Origin of the sequence: Campylobacter sp. P0103 (assembly GCF_002139545.1) — a bacterium.
Classification (GTDB): Bacteria; Campylobacterota; Campylobacteria; order Campylobacterales; family Campylobacteraceae; genus Campylobacter; species Campylobacter devanensis.
Genome location: NZ_MJKG01000004.1, coordinates 101,720 through 125,824 on the forward strand (window position 1 = coordinate 101,720; position 24,105 = coordinate 125,824).

General features: G+C 33.8%; 25 protein-coding genes and 1 other RNA gene. 15 read left to right on the plus strand and 11 right to left on the minus strand.

The annotated features are described in order from the left end of the window. Window positions 1–18: 18 nt before the first annotated feature. Complete coding sequence (locus tag CIGNP103_RS05670; RefSeq protein WP_086268734.1) at window positions 19–534, plus strand: hypothetical protein; 516 nt, start codon at window positions 19–21, stop codon at window positions 532–534. A gap of 8 nt (window positions 535–542) precedes the next feature. Here CIGNP103_RS05670 and CIGNP103_RS05675 read toward each other — a convergent pair whose 3' ends face one another. Genes CIGNP103_RS05675 through CIGNP103_RS05685 form a run of 3 tightly spaced genes read right to left on the minus strand, consistent with a single transcriptional unit; the run spans window position 543 to window position 5,000 of the window. After that, on the minus strand, window positions 543–2,342 hold the full coding sequence (locus CIGNP103_RS05675; RefSeq protein ID WP_086252373.1) for a dynamin family protein: 1,800 nt from the start codon (window positions 2,340–2,342) through the stop codon (window positions 543–545). Beyond that, on the minus strand, window positions 2,336–4,414 hold the full coding sequence (locus tag CIGNP103_RS05680; protein ID WP_086268735.1) for a dynamin family protein: 2,079 nt from the start codon (window positions 4,412–4,414) through the stop codon (window positions 2,336–2,338). Before CIGNP103_RS05680 ends, CIGNP103_RS05675 begins: the two co-directional genes overlap by 7 nt. After that, window positions 4,407–5,000, minus strand: a complete 594-nt coding sequence (locus tag CIGNP103_RS05685) for a disulfide bond formation protein B (RefSeq protein ID WP_086268736.1) — start codon at window positions 4,998–5,000, stop codon at window positions 4,407–4,409. The genes CIGNP103_RS05680 and CIGNP103_RS05685 overlap by 8 nt, the downstream gene beginning before the upstream one ends. Window positions 5,001–5,080: 80 nt before the next feature. On the opposite strand from CIGNP103_RS05685, the gene CIGNP103_RS05690 reads away from it, so the two are divergent. From CIGNP103_RS05690 to CIGNP103_RS05710, 5 genes are all read left to right on the plus strand, one after another. Next, the gene (locus CIGNP103_RS05690; protein ID WP_236847420.1) at window positions 5,081–5,893 is read left to right on the plus strand and encodes a DUF234 domain-containing protein; all 813 of its coding nucleotides are present in this window, start codon (window positions 5,081–5,083) and stop codon (window positions 5,891–5,893) included. After that, window positions 5,886–6,869, plus strand: coding sequence for a sensor histidine kinase (locus CIGNP103_RS05695; protein WP_086268737.1), 984 nt, complete (start codon window positions 5,886–5,888; stop codon window positions 6,867–6,869). Before CIGNP103_RS05690 ends, CIGNP103_RS05695 begins: the two co-directional genes overlap by 8 nt. Window positions 6,870–6,930: 61 nt before the next feature. Continuing rightward, a complete protein-coding gene (gene galU, locus CIGNP103_RS05700) occupies window positions 6,931–7,761 on the plus strand; it encodes a UTP--glucose-1-phosphate uridylyltransferase GalU (RefSeq protein ID WP_086268738.1) in 831 nt (276 codons plus the stop codon). Continuing rightward, window positions 7,748–8,956 (plus strand): glucose-6-phosphate isomerase, encoded by a 1,209-nt coding sequence (locus CIGNP103_RS05705; protein ID WP_086268764.1) that lies wholly within the window; start codon window positions 7,748–7,750, stop codon window positions 8,954–8,956. Before galU ends, CIGNP103_RS05705 begins: the two co-directional genes overlap by 14 nt. A 110-nt stretch (window positions 8,957–9,066) precedes the next feature. After that, entirely contained in the window at window positions 9,067–9,504 is a 438-nt protein-coding gene (locus CIGNP103_RS05710; RefSeq protein WP_086268739.1) for a Dps family protein, read from the plus strand. A gap of 34 nt (window positions 9,505–9,538) precedes the next feature. Here CIGNP103_RS05710 and CIGNP103_RS05715 read toward each other — a convergent pair whose 3' ends face one another. After that, window positions 9,539–10,105 (minus strand): YceI family protein, encoded by a 567-nt coding sequence (locus tag CIGNP103_RS05715; RefSeq protein ID WP_086224728.1) that lies wholly within the window; start codon window positions 10,103–10,105, stop codon window positions 9,539–9,541. 70 nt (window positions 10,106–10,175) lie between these two features. Then, window positions 10,176–10,547, minus strand: coding sequence for an HIT family protein (locus CIGNP103_RS05720; RefSeq protein ID WP_086241081.1), 372 nt, complete (start codon window positions 10,545–10,547; stop codon window positions 10,176–10,178). A gap of 97 nt (window positions 10,548–10,644) precedes the next feature. Here CIGNP103_RS05720 and CIGNP103_RS05725 point away from each other — a divergent pair, with 97 nt between their 5' ends. Genes CIGNP103_RS05725 through truD form a run of 3 tightly spaced genes read left to right on the plus strand, consistent with a single transcriptional unit; the run spans window position 10,645 to window position 12,933 of the window. Then, complete coding sequence (locus tag CIGNP103_RS05725) at window positions 10,645–11,025, plus strand: hypothetical protein (RefSeq protein ID WP_086226198.1); 381 nt, start codon at window positions 10,645–10,647, stop codon at window positions 11,023–11,025. Further along, window positions 11,004–11,822: a thiamine-phosphate kinase gene (locus CIGNP103_RS05730; RefSeq protein ID WP_086268740.1), complete on the plus strand. Its 819-nt coding sequence runs from the start codon at window positions 11,004–11,006 to the stop codon at window positions 11,820–11,822. Before CIGNP103_RS05725 ends, CIGNP103_RS05730 begins: the two co-directional genes overlap by 22 nt. Next, a complete protein-coding gene (gene truD, locus CIGNP103_RS05735; RefSeq protein ID WP_086268741.1) occupies window positions 11,800–12,933 on the plus strand; it encodes a tRNA pseudouridine(13) synthase TruD in 1,134 nt (377 codons plus the stop codon). The genes CIGNP103_RS05730 and truD overlap by 23 nt, the downstream gene beginning before the upstream one ends. 83 nt (window positions 12,934–13,016) lie before the next feature. Here the strand turns inward: truD and CIGNP103_RS05740 are convergent, their stop codons facing one another. Together CIGNP103_RS05740 and CIGNP103_RS05745 are read right to left on the minus strand one after the other, a co-directional pair. Beyond that, the gene (locus tag CIGNP103_RS05740; RefSeq protein ID WP_086268742.1) at window positions 13,017–14,816 is read right to left on the minus strand and encodes a methyl-accepting chemotaxis protein; all 1,800 of its coding nucleotides are present in this window, start codon (window positions 14,814–14,816) and stop codon (window positions 13,017–13,019) included. Next, window positions 14,803–15,720 (minus strand): cytochrome-c peroxidase, encoded by a 918-nt coding sequence (locus tag CIGNP103_RS05745; protein WP_086226362.1) that lies wholly within the window; start codon window positions 15,718–15,720, stop codon window positions 14,803–14,805. The genes CIGNP103_RS05740 and CIGNP103_RS05745 overlap by 14 nt, the downstream gene beginning before the upstream one ends. A 148-nt stretch (window positions 15,721–15,868) precedes the next feature. On the opposite strand from CIGNP103_RS05745, the gene rnpB reads away from it, so the two are divergent. Next, an RNA gene (gene rnpB / locus CIGNP103_RS05750) (RNase P RNA component class A) lies at window positions 15,869–16,191 on the plus strand. A gap of 96 nt (window positions 16,192–16,287) precedes the next feature. On the opposite strand, the gene CIGNP103_RS05755 is transcribed toward rnpB, so the two are convergent. Genes CIGNP103_RS05755 through CIGNP103_RS05770 form a run of 4 tightly spaced genes read right to left on the minus strand, consistent with a single transcriptional unit; the run spans window position 16,288 to window position 19,121 of the window. After that, the gene (locus CIGNP103_RS05755) at window positions 16,288–16,503 is read right to left on the minus strand and encodes a hypothetical protein (RefSeq protein WP_086224722.1); all 216 of its coding nucleotides are present in this window, start codon (window positions 16,501–16,503) and stop codon (window positions 16,288–16,290) included. After that, a complete protein-coding gene (gene fliS / locus CIGNP103_RS05760; protein WP_236845222.1) occupies window positions 16,500–16,901 on the minus strand; it encodes a flagellar export chaperone FliS in 402 nt (133 codons plus the stop codon). Before fliS ends, CIGNP103_RS05755 begins: the two co-directional genes overlap by 4 nt. After that, entirely contained in the window at window positions 16,888–18,744 is a 1,857-nt protein-coding gene (fliD, locus tag CIGNP103_RS05765; RefSeq protein ID WP_086224720.1) for a flagellar filament capping protein FliD, read from the minus strand. The genes fliS and fliD overlap by 14 nt, the downstream gene beginning before the upstream one ends. A 2-nt stretch (window positions 18,745–18,746) precedes the next feature. After that, window positions 18,747–19,121 (minus strand): flagellar protein FlaG, encoded by a 375-nt coding sequence (locus CIGNP103_RS05770; protein WP_086226194.1) that lies wholly within the window; start codon window positions 19,119–19,121, stop codon window positions 18,747–18,749. A gap of 152 nt (window positions 19,122–19,273) precedes the next feature. Between CIGNP103_RS05770 and CIGNP103_RS05775 the strand changes: the two genes are divergently transcribed. From CIGNP103_RS05775 to CIGNP103_RS05795, 5 genes are all read left to right on the plus strand, one after another. Then, window positions 19,274–19,618, plus strand: coding sequence for an ornithine carbamoyltransferase (locus tag CIGNP103_RS05775; RefSeq protein ID WP_086224718.1), 345 nt, complete (start codon window positions 19,274–19,276; stop codon window positions 19,616–19,618). Further along, the gene (rsmD, locus tag CIGNP103_RS05780) at window positions 19,608–20,192 is read left to right on the plus strand and encodes a 16S rRNA (guanine(966)-N(2))-methyltransferase RsmD (RefSeq protein ID WP_236845606.1); all 585 of its coding nucleotides are present in this window, start codon (window positions 19,608–19,610) and stop codon (window positions 20,190–20,192) included. The genes CIGNP103_RS05775 and rsmD overlap by 11 nt, the downstream gene beginning before the upstream one ends. After that, window positions 20,183–20,791: a YigZ family protein gene (locus tag CIGNP103_RS05785; protein WP_086224716.1), complete on the plus strand. Its 609-nt coding sequence runs from the start codon at window positions 20,183–20,185 to the stop codon at window positions 20,789–20,791. Before rsmD ends, CIGNP103_RS05785 begins: the two co-directional genes overlap by 10 nt. 88 nt (window positions 20,792–20,879) lie before the next feature. Further along, entirely contained in the window at window positions 20,880–22,457 is a 1,578-nt protein-coding gene (locus tag CIGNP103_RS05790; protein WP_086268743.1) for a flagellin B, read from the plus strand. Window positions 22,458–22,627: 170 nt separating this feature from the next. After that, on the plus strand, window positions 22,628–24,103 hold the full coding sequence (locus CIGNP103_RS05795; RefSeq protein ID WP_438939281.1) for an acetyl-CoA carboxylase subunit A: 1,476 nt from the start codon (window positions 22,628–22,630) through the stop codon (window positions 24,101–24,103). The last annotated feature ends 2 nt before the right edge of the window (window positions 24,104–24,105 follow it).

Below are 24,105 nucleotides of genomic sequence, written 5' to 3' on the forward strand. Positions count from 1 at the left end.
GCTTATAAAAGGATTAAAATGTATTGGCAAGATACGCAAATAGCAGTTGTGGAGTGCGATGGTAGGTTTTTTGCTTTAAATGGCTGGAATGATGAGTGCTTTGATAGATGTTGGGAGTGTTCTAGCAAGGATGGCAAGAGATTTGATAGCATTGTAGGCGATGAGACATATCGAATTTGGTGTGATGAAAATGGCGTTAGGTTGGAGTTAAACTGCTTTGGTGCTAAGGATAGTATAGAGTATATGTATAAGGTTTTGGTGCCGTATTCTGGGGCGGCAAATAGCGTAAATGGCGAGATTTTACGAGCTGTTTTAGCTATAGAAAATGGCGAGTCATATAGAAGTGGAGCTATAAAATTTATAAATTCACATATAGATGATAGTGAGATTTTAACTCTTTTAGACTCTTTAAAAGATGGCGATATGAGTAAATTTAGCGAGTTTAAAAGTATGGTCGAGAGCCATATCTATGCTAAGTTTTTGGCAAATGAATTTATAGATAATTTTGTTGATTTTGAAGATTTGGCAGATTGACTCTGCCATCAAGACCAGCTAAAACTGCTAAGTTCATCAAGATCGCCTTTATATTTGGCTTTTAATGAGTTTATGTAGGTTTGGTTTTTATCCATTAATTGTTCTGTTTGGGCTTGGAGTGAGTTTATGAATTTGGTGATAAATGTGGAGTTACCAGTAAATTCACTCTCAAATTCATAGTAACTTAACTCATTTAAGATTCTCTCATTTATCTCACTAAGTCTAGGATAATAGAGGCTAAAAGCAAGTGGGTCAGACTCATAATCTTTACTACTTTTTTCGCATTTTTGGGCGATGAAATTTACACTTAATCTAATTGCGTTTTGATAGTTAGCACTAACTTTGATAAATACCCTTTCAAAAAATAGCTCTAAATTTGAAAATTTAGCCAAAAATAGAGTTTCAATATTGCTTAAAAATAGAGAATAAACCTCACTTGAAAATTTGCGAATATCAGCAAATAGCAGATCTGAGTGGAGTGGGTCAGATTTTCTAAGGCTTTCATATTTGGCTTTATAGCGAAGTGTTAGCTCTTTTAACTCATCAAAAATAGCTTGTAAATCAGCTAGGATTTCGCTTTGAAATTCGCTTAAATCTCGCTTAAATTTCTTAAATATCTTGGTAAATTTCTCATCGTTATAGATTAGTTTAGCCAAAATTTCATCTATATCCAAGCTAACTCTTTCATACTCTATCTTCTCAAAGCTATTTTTATTTAAAAAGCCGGTTTTTTCTTTATAATAGGCGGATTTTTGGTTTTTTAAAGCGGAGTTGATCTCATTTGCGATTAGGGCGGCATTTTGTTTGATAGCTTCAAAAAATATCTCAAATTTAGAGTTATAGATATCTTTTAGTTCGCCAAATTTGAGATTAGTTTTGTTTTGAAATTTAGTGAAAATATCTGAAATTTCATCTAAGATATTGATGAAATTTAAATTTTGATTTTGCGATGAAAGAAGTATCTCTTGCGAAGTTGCTTTGATAAAATCCTCTTTTGTGTTAGCTATTTTATCTAGGAATTTAAAGACAGCTTCAAATCCACTATCGCCACTATTTTCTCTTTGGAGTTTGGCTGAGATAGCCTCAACAGAGCTAAAATAATTGCTATATGTTAGATTGGCGTGGGCTAAAACTCTAGTTATCTCATCGCTACTTAATTTATCTTTTTGGTTTAATAGGGCAATTGCGTTTTGTTTTAGGCTATTTGGGATGAGAGTTAGCTCATCTAGCTCGCTTTTTCTAGCGGCATTATCGATTAAGCTAATCCAAATTAAAGCTACGGCTTCTTTTAATATCATTTTAGTCTCATTGGTATCAGCGTCGCTTCTTGAATTTAGCCCAGGAGTATCGATGAAGCTTATCTTTTTAAGTAGTTCATTTGGGGCGTATATTGTAAGATTTTTGACATCTTTTAGGGCGTGGCGTTGATCTACAAAGGCGCTTAGCTCATCTATATTTTTATACTCATCTCTACCATCATTGTGTAGAATTTTAAGCATATAATTTGGTGCGTACTTGATAAATGTAGGCTTAGCGGTTACTGGCACAACCCCAGTTGGTAATATATCAGCACCTAAAAGTGCGTTTAAAAAGCTTGATTTCCCGCTACTAAACTGCCCGACAATCGCTACAAGCGGCGGTTCGTGGCTTAGTAGGCTAAGGAAGTTTAATCTCTCGATTAGCTCCTTACTAGGGTGAAATTTAGGCTCACAAATAAAGGCACAAAATCTCTCAAATTCACCTAAAAATCCATCATCAAAGCTGATTTGATATACTCTTTTATACTCTTTTATAAACTCTTTTAGCATAGCTCTATCCTATTTTTGATCTCTTGGCATTGCGATATTTTGGTATCTATATCGGTTATTAATTGCTCTTTGTCTTTGATATTTTCAAAGGCTGATTTGGCTAGTTTGTTTATCTGTTCTTCTTTGGTTTGTAGATGCTCTCTCATAGCGTTTAATTCAAATTTAATGCCATTTATATACTCGTTAGTACAAGCACTAGCTAGTTTGCTAAGTTGGTTTGGTAGATTTAAACTCACTATAAAATCATCAAAAATTTTGGTTAAATTAGTCCCTATAATCTCAATATTTTTATCACTTTTTATAGCTTTATTTACATCGCTATTTAAAATTTCGTAGTTGATTTTAGGTAGATTTTGGTCTATATAACCCCTAATATCTGGCAGATTCAAATTCGCATTTTTCGCCCCAAGTTTTAGCTCTAAAATTTTATTAGCAGAGTCAATATCTTTGCTGATTTGTTGCTTAAAATCTCTGAAAAAATCTATAAAAGAGTCATTAAAACCACTCTCTATAATCACCCCAAGTCTAGCGATATCTAGCTTGATTTTTTTATTTGTGGCGTATTTGACATCGCTGATTACTCTATCTTTGATTTTAGCGCTTATGGCTTTTAGTGTTGCGTTGCTATTTTCGTTATCATAATTTAATCTTTTAAGTAGATTTTCAAGTTCGCTATTTATGCTATTTGTGGCACTGCTTATCTCATCTATCTCATTTTGGAGTGATTTGACAAGCTCTTTGGCTGTGGAGGTATCTGAAGTTAGGGCTGTTTTTTGTGCTTTTAGATCATCTTCTATTAAATTTGCGATATTTAAAAGCTCTTTTTTGTAGTTATCGATAATTAGGGTTGCCTTTTTAGAATTTGAGCCAAAAAAGCTCTCATAAAGATAGCTTTTTAGCTCATCTATTCCGATATTTTTAATCGCTGAAATGGTAAAAAACTTCGTCTCATCAGCCAAGCTCTCATCAAACCCACACTCACTAAGCTCGGTTTTTATGCTATTTTTGGTGTAGTTTAAAACCTCTTTTATATCATTTGGACTAAGCTTATCAATGTGAGTAAGAGCGATGATTAGGCCTGCGCTTTTACCATTTTTTAGAGTATTTACTATAAATGCCATATCTTTTTTTGTTGCGCTTTGACTAGCGTTCATTAGATGAAGTGTAAAATCGCTTTGACTCATATAATTAGCTGTTAAAATCTCACGCAATACCACCGCATCATCAAGGCCAGGAGTATCAACTATATCAATTCCATCTTTTAAAATATCTAATTTAATCCCCAAAATCACCTCTTTAACCATCTTGCTAATCTCATTAGAAGCTGTTGTGTAGGACTTTAACTCATCTATTGGGATGATTTTGTCTTCTAGGATTTTTGGTTCTAAATCCATTGATTTTAGCTCTTCAGGCGACCAGAAGCAGACTTTGGCAAATTCATCTTCGCTATATGTTAAGACACTTAAATTCGCCGTTTCAGGGATATTTGATGCGCCTAGAATTTTCTTATTCATCAAAGCGTTTAAAGTGCTACTTTTACCAGCGTTGATAACTCCAGTAACTGCTATTTTAAATTTAGAGTTATTAGCACTTTCATATGCATTGCTTAATCTTTTACTAACTTCGCTAAGTTTAAATTCACTTAAGATTTGATGAATTTCATTTAATGTATGTAAATTTTTATGAAATGGCTGAGTTTCAGCACTATTTTGAATAGTAGGGTTTAATTCAAGATTATTTATAAAATCACTTATAAGATTATATCCATTAAAATCTATAATCTCATTTTTGGCTAGTTCATTTAATCCATTTAATACTTTTTGATTATCCATTTTTATAGATTTTATAGCATTGATTATACCTATTTGACTTAATTGGACGCTATATTCGTTTAGATTTAAATTCGCTTTTGAAAATATATCTTTTAAGCTTTGAAGTTTGATTAATCTATCATAATTTCGTGGATTTATACAAAGTATTATCGCCGCTTCATCGCTGTTAAATTCACTTATGTGATTCTCATCTACATATAGGGTTTTAACTCCCCAAATTTGCTCTAATATTTTAACCATTTTTTACCTTTTTAACTCTTGATATTAATAAAATTGCTCCTAAAATCAAAACTAAAATAAATATAGCAAAAGAGATTTGTGCCATATTAATTAGCTTTAAGTTTGGGATTAGATACCAGCCATTTTGATATAAATCTATCAAATAGGCTTGAAGTGGGTCAAATTTACTTCCAAGTGGTGGCATAGGCATATCAAGGCCACATTGCCCAGTTGCTTTAAATAGCGATGGCAAAATCTCATCCCATGCAATTTTTAGCTCAAAAATAGGCCTGTCAAGACAGCCTTTTACTCCAAATGGATTTGCATTGGCAATTGCTTGATGGATTGTATTTAGTTTCAAACTCTCTAAAAGACCACAAATCGCCCCATAACTAAAAACTAAACCCCCAAATATATAAAGTAAAATTTGCTTATAAAATATCGCTATAAAAATAGCTCCAAATCCTGCTATAATCATATAATATCGTATATAGATACACTGCACACATGGACGCATATATAGATAATTTTGAAATATAAAATGTGCCACGCCGACGCAAAAAAGCATAAAAATACCTATATAAATCCATAATCTTTTACTACTCATTTAATACCATTGTGTTGAATTTGGGCTTTATTATAACCAAAACTTGCTATAATTTTGTAAATTTAAAAGGTTATAGTGATTTGGATACCTTAAAATATCTGCAATTTTATTTTGTTTTTGACCGGATTTTAGATGGTTATGATGATATTTTTGAGGCGATTGATGGCGAAATTTTGGCTAAATTTGATAGTTTTTGTAGCGAATTTAATTTCTATCATGATGAGGCGAAAATATTTCTAATGCGCCTTGCTAAGGGTGATAGAAAGAGATTTGTAGCAAGTAAATATCTACCAAGACCATTAAGTAGCGCTATAATAAGCGAGCTATTGGATAAAAAATTTATTAAAATTGAGCAATCTAAGGAGATAAAACCTATTAAAAATCGCCACCAAAAGTTAAAAAAAGAGCTTAGAAGATATCAAATTCAAGATAAAATTCACTTTACTAAGCGGTTTTATAGATTTTGGTTTAGATTTATTGAGCCAAATTTAGAGCTTTTAAAAGCTGGTGATAAAGAGTCTGTAATGGATAAGATAAAAGTAGAATTTGACCACTACTGCTCGCTTGAGTTTGAACTAGCAAGCATTGAGTTACTCTCAAAAAATTTAAATATTCCAAAAGAGCAAATCTCAAGCTATTGGGATAAGGAAAATGAGATTGATATCTACACTAGTTATGATGGTTTTACTCTAGTGGCCGAAGCTAAATATAAGGAGCGAAAAATCTGTAAAAATATACTAAATTTATTAATGCAAAAATGTGAAAAATCTAAAATAAATTGGGATAAGATGGCGTTATTTTCAAAATCTGGCTTTAGCAATGAGCTTTTAGGGCTTAGAGATAATAGAGTGATTTTGTTTGGACTTGATGATTTTAAGGATTTATATGAATGAGAATATAAAAAGTATAGAAGAAGGGCTAAAAAGCCTAATAGAACAGACATATTTAATAGAAAAAGAGTATAAAGTATTAGGCGAGTCCTATGCAAATTTGCAAAAGTTTACCCAAGGGATTGTCGAGAGTTTAGGTGCATCACTATGGGCGATTAGTACTAGTGGCGAAGTAATGCTAAGTAATGATAAAGCCAAGCAAATTATGGATATCTTGCCTAGTATTAATATGCAAAAAAGTACTCAAGAGGTTGAATTTGATGGTAGGGTTTATGCTATTAAAATTACTCACAATATGCAAAATAAAATAATTTTAGCTACTGATATAACTGATGAAAAACGAAGTGCTAGACTAGTATCAATGGGTGCAGTAGCAGCACATCTTTCTCATGAGATTCGCAATCCAATAGGTTCAATTTCGTTATTAACTAGTACGCTTTTAAAACGAATAGATGATAGAAATCGACCATTAATAGAAGAGATAAAAAAGGCTATTTATAGAGTTGAGGGGATTATAAAGGCAACATTGCTTTTTACCAAAGGTGTTCAAATAAGTGCAAATGAATTTAAGTTAAAAGATTTAGAGATTATGTGTGGCGAGGCGGTTGCACAATATGCATTTACTAAAGATATCGAGTTTAAATTTAGTGGTTTTGATGGGGTGATTTGCGGTGATATAAATTTGCTTGATTTGGTATTTTGTAACTTTATATTTAATGCTATTGATGCGATTGAAGAGAGTGATGATGATAACGGTGTAGTAAGTATAGAACATAAATTTAAAGATGGTATGCATAATTTTTATATCAGTGATAGTGGTGTGCAGCTACCTAGTGGAACAATATTTGAGCCGTTTAAGACTACAAAGCTTAAAGGTAATGGTTTGGGTCTTGCGCTTAGCTTAGAGATTATAAATGCTCATAAAGGCTCAGTTGCAGTTCAAAATGAACCAAAACTATTTACAATAAGCCTGCCTTAAAAGTGCTTTTTAAGTAAATTTGTGGTAAATTTAGCAAATTCTTATACATTAAGGAGTTATAATGATACAAACTTGTCTTTTTCCTGCTGCTGGATATGGGACTAGATTTTTACCCGCAACAAAAAGCTTGCCAAAGGAGATGTTGCCAATCTTGACAAAACCGCTTATCCACTATGGTGTAGATGAGGCTAGAGAGGCTGGTATGAATAATATGGCTTTTGTTACTGGGCGTGGTAAAAGAGCGCTAGAAGATTACTTTGATATTAGCTATGAGCTAGAACATCAAATTGCTGGAACTAGCAAAGAGTATCTATTAACTGATATTAGAGAATTGATGGGGCATTGTACATTTAGTTTTACTCGTCAAACTCATATGAGAGGTTTAGGTGATGCAATTTATAGTGGCAAGGGTCTTGTAGGAGATGAGGCATTTGGTGTAATTTTAGCTGATGATTTGTGTGTTAATGAAGATGGCGAAAATGTCCTAGCTCAAATGGTAAAAATTTATGAGAAATATCGCTGTAGTATAGTTGCTGTAATGGAGGTACCTAAAGAAACTATAAGTAGTTATGGCGTCATAGATGGCAAATTTATCGAAGATGATTTAATAATGGTAAATGATATGATAGAAAAACCAGACCCAAAAGATGCACCAACAAATTTAGCAATAATTGGTAGATATATTCTAACTCCAGATATATTTGAGATCATAGAACATACCAATCCAGGTAAAAATGGTGAGGTGCAAATCACCGATGCGTTACTTAAACAGGCGCAAAATGGAATGGTTTTAGCCTATAAATTTAAAGGACGAAGGTTCGATTGTGGAAGTGTAGCTGGATATGTTGAAGCTACGAATTTTTTCTATGAGCATGAATATGGTAAAAAATAATCTTAAATTTAGCCCAAAAAATATCACAACAATCAATAGCTATGCTAGGCGAATGAATGATGAAATTAAAGGTGATGATATAGGGTATTATCATCTTCCTAGTTTAGGAATGGATATAGTTAGCAAGATAGAAGAGATGGCTAAATGCGATTTTGATAGCGTAGTGCTTGTAGGAGTAGGTGGAAGCTCTCTTGGAGTTAAAGCACTATATGATATGTTAAATTTACAAAAAGAGCTTATATTTTTAGATAATCTTGATCCATATAGTATAGAAAAAAAGTGTGCTAAAATCGATCCTAATAAAACGCTATTTATAATTTCAAGTAAGTCAGGTACTACAATTGAAACTATATCTATATATAAGTATATTTTAGCAAAATTTGTTATAAAAAGTTATGAGAATTTTATCTTTATTACTGATCCAGATAGTCCGCTTGAGAGCTATGCTAAAAAAGTTGGAGCTAAGATTTTTAATATTCCAAAAAATGTAGGTGGAAGATTTAGCGTTCTTTCAGCTATCGGACTTGTACCGCTTGGTTTGTGTGGAGCTGATATTAAAGATTTACTAGCTGGAGCAAATAGTGCTAAAGAGCAGTATCTAGATAATGGCGATGATGGAGTACTACAAAAGGCTTATTGCTATGCTACTCATGGTAGTGCTAGGATAAATGTATTATTTAGTTATAGTGATAGATTAACAAGCTTTAATGAGTGGTATGTGCAGTTATGGGCTGAGAGTTTAGGGAAAAAGCGTGGGTATAAAAGAGTTGGTTTAACTCCTGTTGGTCTAGTAGGTAGCAAAGATCAACACTCATTTTTACAACTTATAATGGAGGGCGTAAAAGACAAGACAGTAACATTTATAACTATAAAAGATCACAACAGCACTATATCGGTGCCAAATTTAAAATTAAATTTTTTAGATGGATGTGATTTTGTAAATAGCAAAAGTATAGCTGAGGTTTTTAATGCTCAAGCGCATTCTACTATGCAGGCTTTGGCTAGCGAGATGATTAGTATTGATGAGTTAGTTATTGATAGGCTTGATGAGTGGCATTGTGGTTGGTTAATATACTATTACGAGCTACTTACTAGTGCAACTGGATTAATGCTAGGTATCAATACTTACGACCAGCCAGGCGTAGAAGCTGGTAAGAGAATACTTAAAAAGCTATTAGAGAGCAAAGAGAGTTGAATTTAACTTAAATAGTAAAATATTCTAAATAATAAAAATTATTACTTACTTTATACTTTTTTAAGTTAATTCTGTGTATAATTACACAACTTAAATATAAAGGATAAAAAATGAAAAATGTAGTAACACAACTTAACCAACTTCAAGCTGATGCACATAGCTTGTTTGTAGCTTTCCATGATTATCACTGGAATGTAAAAGGTTTGCAATTCTTCTCAATTCATGAATATACTGAAAAAGAGTATAATGAACTTGCTGAGCTTTTTGATGAGATGGCTGAGCGTGCTATTCAACTAGGCGGCAAAGCAATTACAAAAACTGATGAGCTTTTAAAAGTTGCTAAAGCCCCAGTAGTTAGCAAAGATAGCTTTACTTCAGTAGAAGTAATTGAAGCTTTAAAAGATGCTTTTGTTTATCTATTGGCTGAGTTTAAAAAACTTGAAGAGATTGCTGAAAGCGCAGGTGATAATACAACTGTAGCTATAGCGCAAGAAAATTATGCAAGTCTAGAGAAAAAAATCTGGATGCTTAAGGCTACTTTGGCATAATTTAATAAGAGTGGCTCATAAGCCACTCAAATTATTATTTTTTAACCGCTTCAATCTCGATATTTAGTTTAATCTCATCACCAAGTGCCACTGTGCTAGAATCTGGCGCAAAGTTAAAATCACTTCTTTTGATCTTGCCTTCTAGGCTAAATCCTACTATTTCGGTGCCTTGTTTGTTTTTACTTACGCCGCCAAATTCATAGTTTAGCACTACTGGTTTAGTAACATCTCTAATTGTTAAATCACCTTTGATTTTGCCTTCGCCATCTCCGCTTTTTTCATAGCTTTTCATTGCGAATTTGATTTGTGGGAATTTCGCAGTATCGAAAAAATCAGCCTTTTTAAGGTGTGCATCACGACCTTGATTATTTGTATCTATAGAATCTACTTCTATTGTAGCTGTTAGATTAGATGGGACTTTGTCTGTGATATCTAGCTCTCCATTAAATTTGCTAAATGTCCCTGTAACATTGCTAACTTGAAGGTGTTTGATTTTAAAAGCTGTACTAGAATGAACCGCATCGACGCTATAAATTGTCGCATTTGCCGCACCAAAAAGCAAGCCTAAAGCCGCAACTGAAGTTAATATTTGTTTTTTCATATTTTCTCCTTTTGAGTTTGTAAAATGATTATATTTAGCTAAAAATAATATATCTTAAATAATCTAAAATTTAGCCAAAAAGCACCCTTAAACGATGGGCTAAAAAGCTAGAAAATTCATCTATTTTTATATCTCTTGGTCTTGCTTCTCGCTGTTTTTTACCCCATAAAGACTCTGGAAAATACTCATCATCTTTAAATCTAGCTTGAATATGCATATGTACTCGTGGCATATAATTTGCAAAGCTTGCCCAATTAATCTTATCAGGGCTATAAAACTCAATCATAGCTTTTTCGCACTCAAGTGCTGCTTGAAATAGTCTATTTCTCGTATCAGTATCGCAATCGCTAAGTTCTTTAAATTCGCTTTGAGTAAATATTTTTACCCATGGAGAGGCGTTTGGTTCTATCTCGATATATATAAATTTATCGCTATAAATCATATTAATCCTTTCTAAAATTTATATAAATTATATCAAATTTATCGCTATTTTATAGGAGTTTTGATACTATTGCGCTATTAAAATAATAAGGTTAAAAGTGAAAAGTGCAATTATTGTCTATGATGGGGTAAATTTTCTTAGTTTTGCTAGAATTTATGATGTTTTTATGCGATGTGGAATTGATTTTGTCGTGATTGGATTTCGTGGAGATGCCCGCGATGAGATGGGATTAGCTCTACCTATGCATCTGAGTTCTGAGTCACTTTATGGTTATGATATTGTAGCAATTCCTGGTGGTTCAGGTGCTGATGTCTGGGCTGATGATGGGATATTTTTAAGCTGGATGAATAGCAGCAGCCAATCAAGAGATATAATCTCACTAGATAATGGAGATTTAATACTTGATGGTGCAGGGCTAAATGGGCGTAAATTTAGCTATGAAGAGGCGCTTGTAGAGTGGATAAAGAACAGAGCATAATATCGAATTTTAAGCATAACTTAAATGGCGATGATGGTGCTATCATCGGTGATATGGTATATAGTAAGGATATGTTTGTAGAAGATATTCATTTTAAATTACACTGGTTAAGTCCAAAACAGATTGGTAAAAAGGCTATGATAGTAAATTTAAGTGATGCAATTGCTATGAATGCTACACCAAAATATGCACTTTTAGGTCTTGGACTACCTAAGAATTTAAGCAATAAATATATTAAAGAGTTAAGCATTGGATTAAAAGAGTGTGCAGCACAATATGGCACGCAAATTATCGGAGGAGATACTATCTTAAGCAATAAGCTTATAATTAGCTTAACTATAATCTCATATTTAAACTCAAAAAAACCATTAATAAGAAGTGGAGCCAAAATAGGTGATATAGTATGTTATACTGGGGTTTTAGGCGGTTCTATTAAGGGGCTTAGAACGCTTTTAAACGGTGGTAAAATTAGCTCAAATTCACGCTTTGTAACTCCAAATTTAAGGCAAGAGTTTATAAAACAAAGTGCTAAATGGATAAGATCAGGAATGGATATTAGCGATGGTTTAGCTAGTGATTTGCCAAAGATTACACAAAATAGAGCAGTTAAATTTAATAAAAAATTATCCAAATTTGAGTTTATTAGCGGGGAAGAGTATGAGATGTTAATTGTCGTACCGCCTAAAAATATAAAAAGAGTATTAAACCAAGCTAAAAAATGTAGAGTAAAATTAAATTTACTAGGTAAAATTATAAACGAAAGGGCAAAATTTCATGGAAAATTCACCCATTTTTAAGCCATTATTAACAACAACACATACGCCAATCAATGCGCATTTTAGCAAAAATGCAAGTGATTTTGTGGTGCGTGAGATTCCACTATATGAGTTTAGTGGAAATGGCGAGCATTTAGTTATGCAAATTCAAAAAAAAGGCCTAAGCACATCTGAGGCATTGAGTATTTTAGCATCAGCTACTGGTGCTAAGATTAGAGATTTTGGCTATGCTGGATTAAAGGATAAAGAGGGTATGACTACGCAATATATCTCAATTCCAGCTAAATTTCAGAGTGCTATAAGTAGTTTTTCTAATGAAAATATTAAAATTTTAAATGCTACACTCCATAATAATAAGCTAAGAATTGGCCATTTAAAAGCAAATCACTTCTTTATTCGTCTTAAAAAGGTATTGCCAAGTGAGGCTAAAAAGCTTCAAAATGTTATAGAATTGATCAAAAATCGAGGTTTTGCCAACTATTTTGGCTATCAAAGGTTTGGTAGATTTGGTGATAATTATCAAAACGCTAAAGAGTTATTAATAGCTATGGCAAATAATGATAAAAAGAGTCTTAAAAAATATAATCCAAAGCTTAGAGATTTTTTGATTTCTGCATATCAAAGTGAGTTATTTAATCGCTATCTTAGCAAAAGAGTAGAGATTAGTCGATTTTGCGAGAGTTTTAGCGCTAAGGAGTTAGCTGAAATTTATAAATTTGATAACGATACTATCAAAGATTTAAAAAGTCAAAAGCAGTTTTTTAGATTAATTCGTGGTGAAGTGATGGGACATTATCCATTTGGCAAGTTATTTTTATGCGAGGATTTAGAATCTGAGGTTGATAAATTTAATCAGCGTGATCGCACCAGCTGTGGTTTATTAGTTGGAGCTAAAGCTTATGAAGCTACTGGTGTGGCGTTTAGTCTTGAACAAGAGATTATGGCTGAGGGATTTGGATTTGCTAAATTTGCTAATGGAGCAAGAAGATTTAACTGGGTATGGGCCGATGAGATGAAGTGTAGTTATAATGAAGAGGAGGCACAATTTAGCCTAAGCTTTACATTACAAAAGGGATCTTATGCTACTGTGGTTTTGCGTGAGATTTTAGGTAGGGAAATTTTTGATATTTAAAGATTATTAAATTTGCCAAATGCTATGATTATTAGCAGCTTGTCAGCAATGTAGTTTGTGCTGACAAGTCTTATTATAAATATCTATTTAAAGCTAGTTAGCTTATCGTTTAGTTTTTTTGCGCTATTTAAAATTTCATTTGATACTATCTCAATTTGAGTAGCTAATTGAGTCAGATTAGTAGCTGCTCTACTTACCTTATCTATATTACTATTTAGCAGCGTTACACGCTCTTTGGCTGTGATGGATTTTTCTTCTACGGTTTGAGTAGATTGAATTCCAGCGTTTAATTTATTTATTGAATTTGCTATATTATTTTTTAGATCAGCAGCTTTATTTGAGGTATTATTCATAGAGATATGGATATCATCCATTAGGGTTTTATTATAATTAACTTGTTGAACAATAGTTTGAACAGTTATATTTATCTCGCCTAACGATCTGCTAGTTTTATCAGCTAGCGCACGAACTTCATCAGCTACTACTGCAAAACCTCTACCATGTTCTCCTGCACGAGCAGCTTCTATAGCAGCATTTAACGCTAGTAGGTTTGTTTGGTCTGCGATATCTTTAATAGCACTTGTAACGCTATAGATAGTATCAGCGCTTTTTACTAGTTGATCCATATTAGCTACGATCTCATTTTCTTGTTGGCTACTAACTTCAATTAATTCAATCAACTCTAAAAGCGTATTTTCTACAGTATTCATTAATGTTTTTAAATCTTGCATATTTAGCGTTGCGTCATTAGCAAGTAGCTTATTTAGGTTAATTGTTTCATTTAATAAGATTGTAATCTTTTGAACACTAGCTACTTGTTCGTGCTGGTGAAGTGAGTTTTGTTTTAGTTTTTTAGCATTTTCTTGCAAGCTAATTGAGTTTTTATGACTTGTATTTGAACTATCAATAGCCTCTAAAACTGAATTTTGAACAATCTGAATAAATTTATTTATATATCCAGCACTAGTGGCTAGTTCACTTTTTGGGTCTATTTTTAATCGAGAGTTAAGATTTGCTCTGTTACTTGCTAAATTCGAGCTAAGTAATTCTAGATTTTTAGTTGGGATAACTACTTTAACAAGTGTCAAATATATAAATACCGCAAATATAAGCAAGGTTACACCAAATACTATAATTGAGATATATAGTTGGTTTTTGTTGTTTTCTTCTATTTGGTTTGCGATTATAGTTTCAAATTTGTTTAATTTTTTGTTTAGCTCTTGATTTAGGTATAGGATAGAGTTATCTTGCATTACGCTGATTTGACTTAACATCATAGAGTAGTGCTTTTTAAATAAATTTAATAGCTCACTATTATCTAATCTAGCTTGATCTACATTTTTAACAAGCTCATTAAGCGTATCTAAAACATCTCTAGCCAATATATTTTGAGTTGATACAATGGCTAAGATTTGATCCATCGCCTCTAATAGAGCTAGGTTTTCTGGTGTTGGGTTTGCTACTACTAATTTATCTATATCGTGGCTTAGAGTAAATAGATATGCTTTTGAGTTTATAGCGATTGAATTTGCTGATTTAAATCTCTCTAATTGTATCTGCTTATCCTCAAATGATTTAGATATTGAGCTTAGCATATTAGCATCTACATCTAAACTAGCTAAATATTGCAAGGTTTCTTTAAATTTATTGCTATAAACTACACTTGAGTCGTAGTTTATAAAGTTAAATTTGGTTCTAAAAACTTGATCGATTTGTAGATCATAAATTTGTAGATGTTGCGTAGCCATCGTTATCTCTTCATTTTTTAGAGCGGATCTATAATTATTAAAGATAAATACCAAAAGAATAAAAATAAATACCAAAACAAGCACAGTAAGTGCGATAAACTGAGTTAAAAAACTGATTTTTCTAGAATTGTTCATTATATTCCCCTGTTAAGCTCTCTAAAAATGCGACTATATCTTCTACTGTTTGCTGATCTAGGAATTTGCCTAATTGATAATAAGCCATAAATTGCACGCACGCATCAAGAGTTGGAATACTTCCATCGTGATAATATGGGGCTGTTTTGGCTACATTTCTTAGACTTGGAACTTTAAAGACCATTTTATCAGATTCTACCTTTGTAATTTCATAGCGACCCAAATTCTCTTGATTTGGATATGGCTCGAAAATTCCGATCTTTTGATACATTGTCCCACCGATATTTTGCCCTTGATGACAAGCTACACAACCATTAGTTTTAAAGGCATTCCAGCCTCTTTTTGCTGCTTCACTAATGGCATTTTCATCACCTTTTTGGTATCTATCAAATGGAGCATTTGGGGTGATTAATGTCTTTTCAAACTCAGCTATGGCATCGGTGATATTATCCATATTTATTTCACCATAAATTTTATTAAATTTAGCTTTATAATCAGGATTTTGCTCTATTATCTTTATAACTTCAGCTTCATCATTTAGTCCCATCTCTTGCGGATTAGTAAAAGGCGATCTAGCTTGATCGGCTAAATCCTTAGCTCTACCATTCCAAAATTGAACGAAATTAAATGCCGCATTAAATGTGGTTGGTGAGTTAAAAGGGGTATCCATAACTCCATTTATACCAGTTGAAAATACTTGATTATCCACACCAAAGGTCTTTGTATCGTGGCAAGTATTACACGATACTTTTCCATCTTTTGATAGGCTTGTATCCATATATAGCTGTTTTCCTAGTATTGCTTTTTCTTTGTTATATGGGATACTATCAGGAATAGGCGTAATCATCTGATTTTGATTTATCTCAGTTTGAGCATTACAAATATTAAAGACAACTAAAGTCATAAATAAAGCTCTTTTTATCATATATTATCCTTAAAAATTGCAAATTTAAAAAAATATAAAAAATTAAATTTAGTTGAATTTTACTAAAAAAGAGTTAATTAATTCTACATTAATTATAAATTTTAAGCTCGATTTTGATAAAATTACATTGGTGCGATGGATGGTCGCAAGGGTTAAAGCCTTGAGGAAAGTCCGAGCTGCAATAAGACAGAGTTCCACCTAACGGGTGGCTGAGGTAACTCAAGGGATAGTGCAACAGAAAGCAAACTGCCGCTTTAGCGGTGATGGTGAAACGGTGGAGTAAGAGCCCACCAGTGCTAGCAGAGATGCAAGCAGCTATGTAAACCCAACTCGCAGCAAGAAGGGATGGTTTGGAGTCTTATATTCAACCCTTCGCTTGAATTTGATCTAAAATCAAATCTAGATAAATGGCCATCATAACAGAACTCGGCTTATAGTCGCACCTGTTTTTTATTTAAAAATTTACCTAAATTAATACTTATATAATTTATAAACTAGCTAAATCTTAAATTTAATAATCTAGCTAGTTTAGCAAGTCAAAAGCTATTAAAAGTCATATTTTTTGGCTTTTTTAACCTTATTTAGCTCGGCTTCTAGCTCCTTTTGCTTAGTACGAAAAAGCTCAGCCGCACTCTTTAAAAGTGCAGCCGTACACTCTAGCTCATCTGGGGCTAGCTTTGGTGGATAGTTGTTTATAAGGTATTCTATCCTATCTAAATTCTCACTTACCAAAGCGGATTTAAAATCATTGAGCCAACTCATTTATCATCCTTTGTTACATCTCTCCATGCTTCTAAAAGCTCTCTTGTTACATGAACTACTTCATCTAATTTACTTTGGTCGTTTGTGATATTAGCCTCTGAGATTAGCTGAATTTGTCTACTATATAGCCCTTGAAGATACTCACTGATTTGGCCTTGGCTCATATCTAGTGAATTCATTAGCTCAAAAAATATAGCATTAGTTTTGTTTAAAAATAGTACCTTATTTTCTATATCACCCTCATCCATAGCCTTTTTAGCACGGTAGATAAAACGCAAAACCCCCTCATATAGCATAGAGATGAGTTTTTGTGGGGAGTCAATCCCCATATTATTTTGATTATAGGCTGCATATGCAGCATTTGATGATGCCATCACTGTTCCTTTACTTGTTAGCATTTCTTGCAGCCTCGATCATACCATTTACAGTATTCATTTGAGATTCTAGCTTAGCAATGATAGTATCATATTGTGACCACTTTTCTGCCATTGTAGTGTATTTAGTATCTAGCTCTTTTTGGCGTTGTTCTTTAGACTCAGTTAGAGATTTATGCGAGTTTGTTAGGTTTTCTTCATAAGTTGTTAGAGTACCATTAGTGCCAATTAAGCCATTTATAGTATCATTTAATCCTTTAAAGAATCCGCCTATAATCTCAGTTTTACCATCTAGCTTTTGCTCTTTTAGGCCTAGTTTAGTTAAGAAATCACTATTACCTTTAATCTCAATATCAATGCCACCTGAGCCTTTTAGTACTAGTTTGCCATCTTTGTCAAATGAAGCTGAGATATCGCTTAGGCCGCTAGCGTTTGCTATAGCTTTTAGTAGGGCGTTTTTCTTGGCTTTTTCATCCCAAGGGGTTGTACCTGTATTGGTTTTTGGAATATCAATTGTAATATCTACCCCATTAATTGTTAATGTGCCTTTTATATCTTCATTCCAATCTATTTTTTTATCCCCAAATGCTGTAACATTTGTAAATTTAGTCTCAGAGCTAAAGAAGCTTTTAAACTCATCAAATTTAGTATTTATCATATCGTTTAGCACTGATGAATCTAGAGTTAGTATTCCATCTTTAGTAAGCGTGATACCAAAATCAGCCAAAGATTTACCATCTTTGCTTACGCCATTTATTATTTTATTTAGTTCTGTGGTGATAGATGTGATCTCTCTTACCCCTTGGAATGTACCAGCTAGGCCAGTTTCGCTATCGTATTTGGTAGCTTCGTTTATATTATTTATTAGTGAGTTATATGACTTTACCATCGCTTGGATATCTTCTAGGATACCATCAGTGTTTTGGGTGATATTTACATTAGTACTCTCACCAGCTTTATCTACTTTATTTAGAGTTAAGCTCACACCTAAGATTAGATCTTCAACTTTATTTGAACTTCTAGTGATATCTATACCATTGTATTTAAATTTAGCATCTTTGGCAACATCTAATTGAGAGCCTACATTATCGCCTTTATCTTTTATATCATCAGGTTTTTTTAATGTTAATCTTTGAATTGTATTGCCATGGCTATCTGTATTTGTCCCAGTAGTATTAGCCTTATCAAAGTAAAATCCTAAAGCTTCTAGAGTACTATCTGTACTAGTGTGTGATGCACCACCGCTAGTTCCACTTGTTATAGCATAAAAGCTCATCGCATTATCTGAGCCAGTCTCAGCTGATTGGATTACTAGTCTATATGACTCAGCCCCAGCTGCGCCACCTACATTTAGGATTTTAGCTTGGACTTTACCTTCAGTAGCTTCATTTATCTTTTCAGCTAGTCCTTCTAGCGTGGTGCTAGAGTCTGCATTTATCACATAATCCTTGCCACCAATGCTGATGCCAAAGCTAACATCTTTATCAAATACTGTACCATTTCTTAAGTCAAATGTCTTAGATTGATAAGAGTCGTGAGTAGCTAATTGTTGTACGCTTAGGCTCATATTTTGTTCAGCTACACCTGCATTTGCCGTTACGCTTACACTACCGCTACCTGTGGCGTTAGCATCACGCCTTAGATATGTGTTATCGCTTGTTAAATTTGATACATTAGCCTTAAATGTGCTAAGTAATGTAGTGATTGCTGTTAGGTCTTTTTGTTTAGTTAGATTGTCTTGAATTTTAGTCTCCAGTGGTTTTACAAGCGCTTTTGTATCAGCCTCTTTTAGCTTATCTATTGTATCCCAGCTTAGGATATTGCCACTACCTACGCCTAGTTGTGATTTTTCAGTATTGATTGCCATTTTTATTCCTTTTTATCAAATATCATACCCACGATGTCTCTAAAATGCTCAGTAAGCTTCATAACTTGATCAGTTGGGATTTTGCGGATTACTGTGCCAGTATCAGCTTCTAAAACATTGACAAACATACTATCGATCTTATCATTATAGCCAAATCTAATATTTGTATTTAGTAGGCTTAGATTATCGTTAGTTTGGGCTAAAATCTCTTGAATTTGCTCATTTGTTAGGTGCTCATTGGCTCCATTTTGCGCTGCAGAGTCTTGGCGGAGATTTGGATTTTCTATCTCTCTAGTTTGTGGATTAAACTGCTGCTTCAAACTGACAGTATCTGCCATATCTAGCTGCTGCTGGGCTGCTGCTTTGAAAATTTCCATTTTGCATCCTTTTAGTAAATTGGTTATGTGCTAAATCGGTCAAATTTTACCAAATTTTATAGCAAATTCATAGATTTATCTAGATTTTAAGCAAATTTTATACCAAATTTATAGATATTTTGATACTATTTAGGCTTTAAAGGAGTAGGGTAATGAGAGTTTGTATAGATTGTGAGTGTCTGCTTTTAGCTGAGACTTTAAGGCTATTTTTAGGTTCAAATGCAACCACAAAAAAAGATTGCGATTTTATAGTGAGTGATAGAGCATTGCAAAGTAGCAAGCCAGTCTTTATCATAAGTGATGATTCGCCATATCTTAGCGAGCCTTTTAGTAAAGATGTGCTGTTAAATACGCTAGGTGAGTTCTATTCAGCGATGCAAATAAGCGGCAAAATACAATCAAGCGAGCTAAGCAGCCTAGAGCGTAGAGTGGGTGATTTAGTCGATGCGTTCAAGGCTGAGCTAATTAAAATAATAAAAGATGAATATGAAAAATAATCTAACCACCACTATCACTAGTGGTAAATTTAAAGGTAAAAAGCTATCTTTGCCAAGCCTAAGCACAACTAGAAGTACTAAATCTATAGTAAAAGAGTCTGTATTTAATAGTCTGCAGGGTGAGATTTATGGTTCGGTATTTATAGAATTATTTGGTGGAAGTGGATTAATGGCTGCGACTGCGGTTAGTAATTACGCTAAAAAAGGCTATGCTATAGAGCTTGATAGAGCAGCATTTAATAGCTTAAGGGAAAATTTTAGTAGATTAAATAATGATGGAAATGAGACCTTAGTAGCATTGCATGGTGATACATTTGAGCTGACACCAAAGATTCTTGCTCAAAATATAGAGCAAAAAACTATTCTTTATGCTGATCCACCATTTGATATTAGAGATGGATTTAGTGAAATTTATGAAAAACTTTATAAAATGCTAGAAAAACTAGAGGCTAATATAGTGGTAATAGAGCATATCTCAAGCCATAAACCTTCACAAAACATAGGCAAATTTGCACTTTATAAAAGTCGTAAATTTGGCAATACAACTTTGAGTTATTATACAAAATGTATCTAGTAAAAAAGTGCTACAGCTACGAGCAAGATATCAAAAAATCAAGCTTTGCTAGTTATATATGTCCATTTAGCGAGTTTGAAGAGTTGCGTGCTAGGCTTAAAGCAGACAATCCAAAGGCTGCTCATATAGTTTGGGCGTATAGGTATTATAATAAGTATTTTCAGATTGTAGAAAACTGTAGCGATGATGGCGAACCAAAAGGAAGCTCAGGACCACCGTGCCTAGATGCTTTGCGCGGAGCTGATTTAATAGACACTGCGCTGTTAGTGGTGCGGTATTTTGGCGGTGTAAAGCTTGGTGTTGGCGGGTTAGTTAGAGCGTATGGAAGTAGTGCAAATTTAGCCATAAATGCCGCAGAGCTAGAACGCTATGAGATAAGAGATATTGTGAGCATATTTGTACCATTTGCATTGCTTTCTAGGTTTGATCATTATAGCCAGAGACAAGGACTAGAGACTAGCAAGCGATATGGCGAGACTGGATGTATGTATGAATTTTATTTAACTGCTAAGGAGTTTAGAGAGTTTAGAGAGTTTGTGCGTGAATTTGAGATAGCTGGAGTGCAATACTATGCTTTGCCTCTTAGCGCACAAGAGTAGGGAATATTATAAACTTCTACCAAAACTTTGGAACACCATTTGCTTAGGGCTTTTATAACTTAATAATATTTCTATAAAAGGATTTATAATGGGTTTTAGAATAAATACAAACGTAGCAGCCTTAAATGCGCATGCTAACTCTGTAGTAAATGATAGAGCACTTACTGGCTCACTTGGTCGCCTAAGCTCAGGCCTTAGAATTCAAACAGCAGCTGATGATGCTTCTGGTATGGCTATTGCTGATAGTCTTCGCTCTCAAGCTAACTCCCTAGGTCAAGCCATATCTAATGGTAATGATGCTGTAGGTATCATTCAAACTGCAGATAAAGCTATGGATGAACAGATTAAAATACTTGATACTATTAAAACTAAAGCTATCCAAGCAGCTCAAGATGGTCAAAATGCTGATTCTAGAAGAGCACTTCAAAATGATATTAGCAGACTTCTAGAAGAACTAGATATGATAGCTACTACTACAAGCTTTAATGGCCAACAGCTACTAAATGGAAATTTTTCAAACAAAAACTTCCAAATAGGTGCTTATAGTAATGAAACAGCTAAAGTAAGCATAGGTGCTACAAACTCAAATACAATTGGGCATACTAGGTTTGAGACACTAAAAAATGTTGTAGCTTCTAATATTTCTCAAATGGCAGATGCAGTTGTAAAACTTAGCGGAATCGATGGATATCCGAGTGGTTATGTATTTCAAACGATTAGCGCAAAAACATTACAAACAGATGGTTTAAAAGCTGTAGCTGAAATGATGAATGGCGTAAGCGATAAAACTGGTATAAGAGCTGAAGTTAATAATACTCAAATTTTTGGCCAAGCAATTGCTGCTGGTACAATTAAAGATTTTATGATTAATGGCGTAAAAATCGGTAATATTACCGTAAAAGCTAATGATTCTGACAATGTCCTAATCGGTGCAATTAACGCTAAAAAAGATGAAACCGGAGTAGAAGCAAGCCTAGAAAATGGTAGACTAGTCCTAGCTGCTAAAGATGGTAGAGCTATTAGACTTGGTTCAACATCTACTGGTGCTACTACTGTATTTGGTGCTAAAACGGGTGCTTCATTAGCTGGAGATGCGCATTCGGCTGGTACGGTTTATTTGGGTCAAATCACATTTATTCGCCAAGATGCTAGAGATATTAAAGTTGGTTTAGGTGGTATATCCTTAGTATCTGGTTTTACTGCTGGTGACGCTATGATTACTGGTGTGGCTTCAAATGGCTATGCCCAGGCTTCTGTAAATTTAAAATATATGAATAGTGGAACAATCAGTGCAGCTATGGCAAAGGCTATGGGCTTCTTTGATGGTGGAGCTTCTGCGGCTGGTCTTGACTTTGGTGATAAAGCCGGTGGTGTAAATACATATGGTGGTGCTCAGGCTATGGTTGATATAGCTGAATCAGCTAGAAAAACTCTAGACAGGCTAAGAGCCGACCTAGGTTCAGTACAAAACCAATTAATAGCTACGCTAAATAACATCACAGTTACTCAAGTAAATGTAAAATCAGCCGAAAGCCAAATTCGTGATGTAGACTTTGCTAGTGAGAGTGCAAACTTCTCTAAATATAACATACTAGCCCAAAGTGGAAGCTACGCTATGAGTCAGGCAAATGCTGTACAGCAAAATGTCTTAAAGCTGCTACAATAAGTTAGTTTTAGTACTACGCCTAAACACAAGGCGTAGTAATCTTTTATAAATAGCTTCATTGCCATAAATAGATTGGCAAATCCTCATTAAACCAAACATTTGTAACACATTATTTAAAATTTAAATTTATTTTTCTATTTTTAGCTAAAAAATATCCAAATTTAGCTACAATGAATGGAAAATTTTTTAAAGGTAATTCTATGATATATAAAATTTTGATTGCCAACCGTGGCGAAATAGCTGTTAGAATCGTTAGAGCGTGTAAAGATTTACATATCAAAAATGTAGCCATATACACTGAACCTGATAAAGAATCACTTCATGTAAAAGTTGCTGATGAGGCATATGAGATAGGCAAAGACCCGATTAAAGGCTACCTAGATGCTGCTAGAATAGTAGAAGTAGCTAAGGCGTGTGGTGCTGATGCTATACATCCTGGATATGGATTTTTAAGTGAAAATTATGAATTTGCTAAGATGGTTGAAGATGCTGGTCTTACATTTATTGGGCCAAAATCTGAAGTAATACTAAAAATGGGTAATAAAAATATCGCTAGAAATCTAATGCATAAAAATGGTATTCCAGTTGTGCCAGGCACTGAAGCGTTAAATAAAGAAAGTATTGAAACTATAAAATTAGAAGCTGAAAAAATAGGCTATCCAGTAATCTTAAAAGCAAGCGGCGGCGGCGGCGGTCGTGGTATTAGAGAGGTATGGGATCCTAAAGATTTAGAAAGTAGCTATGAGAGTTGCAAAAGAGAGGCTAAGGCATTTTTTAATAACGATGAAGTCTTTATGGAGAAGTTAATTGTAAAACCTAGACATATTGAATTTCAAATTTTAGGTGATAATTATGGTAATTTAATTCACCTTTGTGAGCGGGATTGCTCTATTCAAAGACGCCATCAAAAGGTGATTGAGATTGCGCCATGTCCTACTATTAGCGAAGATTTGCGTAAGAGAATGGGTGTGGCTGCAGTTGCAGCAGCTAAGGCTGTTGGATATACTAATGCGGGGACAATTGAGTTTTTATTAGATGATTATAATAACTTCTATTTTATGGAGATGAATACTAGAATTCAAGTAGAACATGGTGTAACTGAGGAGATTGTGGGAGTCGATCTAATCTCTAGACAAATTCGCATTGCTTCAGGGGAAATTCTAGATATAGATCAAACAGAAGTTAAACCTCAAGGTGTTGCTATAGAGGCTAGAATTACAGCTGAGAATGTATGGAAAAATTTTGCTCCAAGTCCTGGTAAAATCACAGGTTATTTCCCTGCTCTTGGCCCTGGTGTAAGGGTAGATAGTCATATGTATCAAGGATACTCTATACCGCCATTTTATGATTCGCTTGTAGCTAAACTAATAGTAAAAGCTAGAAGTTATGATTTGGCTGTAAGTAAGCTTGAGCGTGCTTTAGATGAGTTTACAATCGAGGGTGTTAGAACCACACTGCCATTTCTTTTAGCTATATCTAAAAGAAGACACTTTAGAAGAGGATTTTTTGATACTAGCTATATTGAAGAGAGACTTCAAGATATCTTAGAAAATACTCACGATCATAATCAAGAGAACAAAGAAGAGGTCATTGCAGCTATTACAGCAGCGATTCAAAAAGTAAAATCTAGTAGAGAAAATGGGTAAAT

What these genes read in the sequence shown, in the direction of transcription:
- CIGNP103_RS05720 (WP_086241081.1), bottom strand. Translation starts at nt 10,547, where the DNA reads ATGATTTATAGCGATAAATTTATATATATCGAGATAGAACCAAACGCC.
- CIGNP103_RS05670 (WP_086268734.1), top strand. Translation starts at nt 19, where the DNA reads ATGTATTGGCAAGATACGCAAATAGCAGTTGTGGAGTGCGATGGTAGG.
- CIGNP103_RS05755 (WP_086224722.1), bottom strand. Translation starts at nt 16,503, where the DNA reads ATGAGTTGGCTCAATGATTTTAAATCCGCTTTGGTAAGTGAGAATTTA.
- CIGNP103_RS05795 (WP_438939281.1), top strand. Translation starts at nt 22,628, where the DNA reads ATGAATGGAAAATTTTTTAAAGGTAATTCTATGATATATAAAATTTTG.
- rsmD (WP_236845606.1), top strand. Translation starts at nt 19,608, where the DNA reads ATGAAAAATAATCTAACCACCACTATCACTAGTGGTAAATTTAAAGGT.
- CIGNP103_RS05785 (WP_086224716.1), top strand. Translation starts at nt 20,183, where the DNA reads ATGTATCTAGTAAAAAAGTGCTACAGCTACGAGCAAGATATCAAAAAA.
- CIGNP103_RS05685 (WP_086268736.1), bottom strand. Translation starts at nt 5,000, where the DNA reads ATGAGTAGTAAAAGATTATGGATTTATATAGGTATTTTTATGCTTTTT.
- CIGNP103_RS05770 (WP_086226194.1), bottom strand. Translation starts at nt 19,121, where the DNA reads ATGGAAATTTTCAAAGCAGCAGCCCAGCAGCAGCTAGATATGGCAGAT.
- CIGNP103_RS05695 (WP_086268737.1), top strand. Translation starts at nt 5,886, where the DNA reads ATGAATGAGAATATAAAAAGTATAGAAGAAGGGCTAAAAAGCCTAATA.
- truD (WP_086268741.1), top strand. Translation starts at nt 11,800, where the DNA reads ATGGAAAATTCACCCATTTTTAAGCCATTATTAACAACAACACATACG.
- CIGNP103_RS05775 (WP_086224718.1), top strand. Translation starts at nt 19,274, where the DNA reads ATGAGAGTTTGTATAGATTGTGAGTGTCTGCTTTTAGCTGAGACTTTA.
- fliS (WP_236845222.1), bottom strand. Translation starts at nt 16,901, where the DNA reads ATGCTAACAAGTAAAGGAACAGTGATGGCATCATCAAATGCTGCATAT.
- CIGNP103_RS05790 (WP_086268743.1), top strand. Translation starts at nt 20,880, where the DNA reads ATGGGTTTTAGAATAAATACAAACGTAGCAGCCTTAAATGCGCATGCT.
- CIGNP103_RS05680 (WP_086268735.1), bottom strand. Translation starts at nt 4,414, where the DNA reads ATGGTTAAAATATTAGAGCAAATTTGGGGAGTTAAAACCCTATATGTA.
- CIGNP103_RS05740 (WP_086268742.1), bottom strand. Translation starts at nt 14,816, where the DNA reads ATGAACAATTCTAGAAAAATCAGTTTTTTAACTCAGTTTATCGCACTT.
- CIGNP103_RS05745 (WP_086226362.1), bottom strand. Translation starts at nt 15,720, where the DNA reads ATGACTTTAGTTGTCTTTAATATTTGTAATGCTCAAACTGAGATAAAT.
- fliD (WP_086224720.1), bottom strand. Translation starts at nt 18,744, where the DNA reads ATGGCAATCAATACTGAAAAATCACAACTAGGCGTAGGTAGTGGCAAT.
- CIGNP103_RS05710 (WP_086268739.1), top strand. Translation starts at nt 9,067, where the DNA reads ATGAAAAATGTAGTAACACAACTTAACCAACTTCAAGCTGATGCACAT.
- CIGNP103_RS05715 (WP_086224728.1), bottom strand. Translation starts at nt 10,105, where the DNA reads ATGAAAAAACAAATATTAACTTCAGTTGCGGCTTTAGGCTTGCTTTTT.
- CIGNP103_RS05675 (WP_086252373.1), bottom strand. Translation starts at nt 2,342, where the DNA reads ATGCTAAAAGAGTTTATAAAAGAGTATAAAAGAGTATATCAAATCAGC.
- galU (WP_086268738.1), top strand. Translation starts at nt 6,931, where the DNA reads ATGATACAAACTTGTCTTTTTCCTGCTGCTGGATATGGGACTAGATTT.
- CIGNP103_RS05705 (WP_086268764.1), top strand. Translation starts at nt 7,748, where the DNA reads ATGGTAAAAAATAATCTTAAATTTAGCCCAAAAAATATCACAACAATC.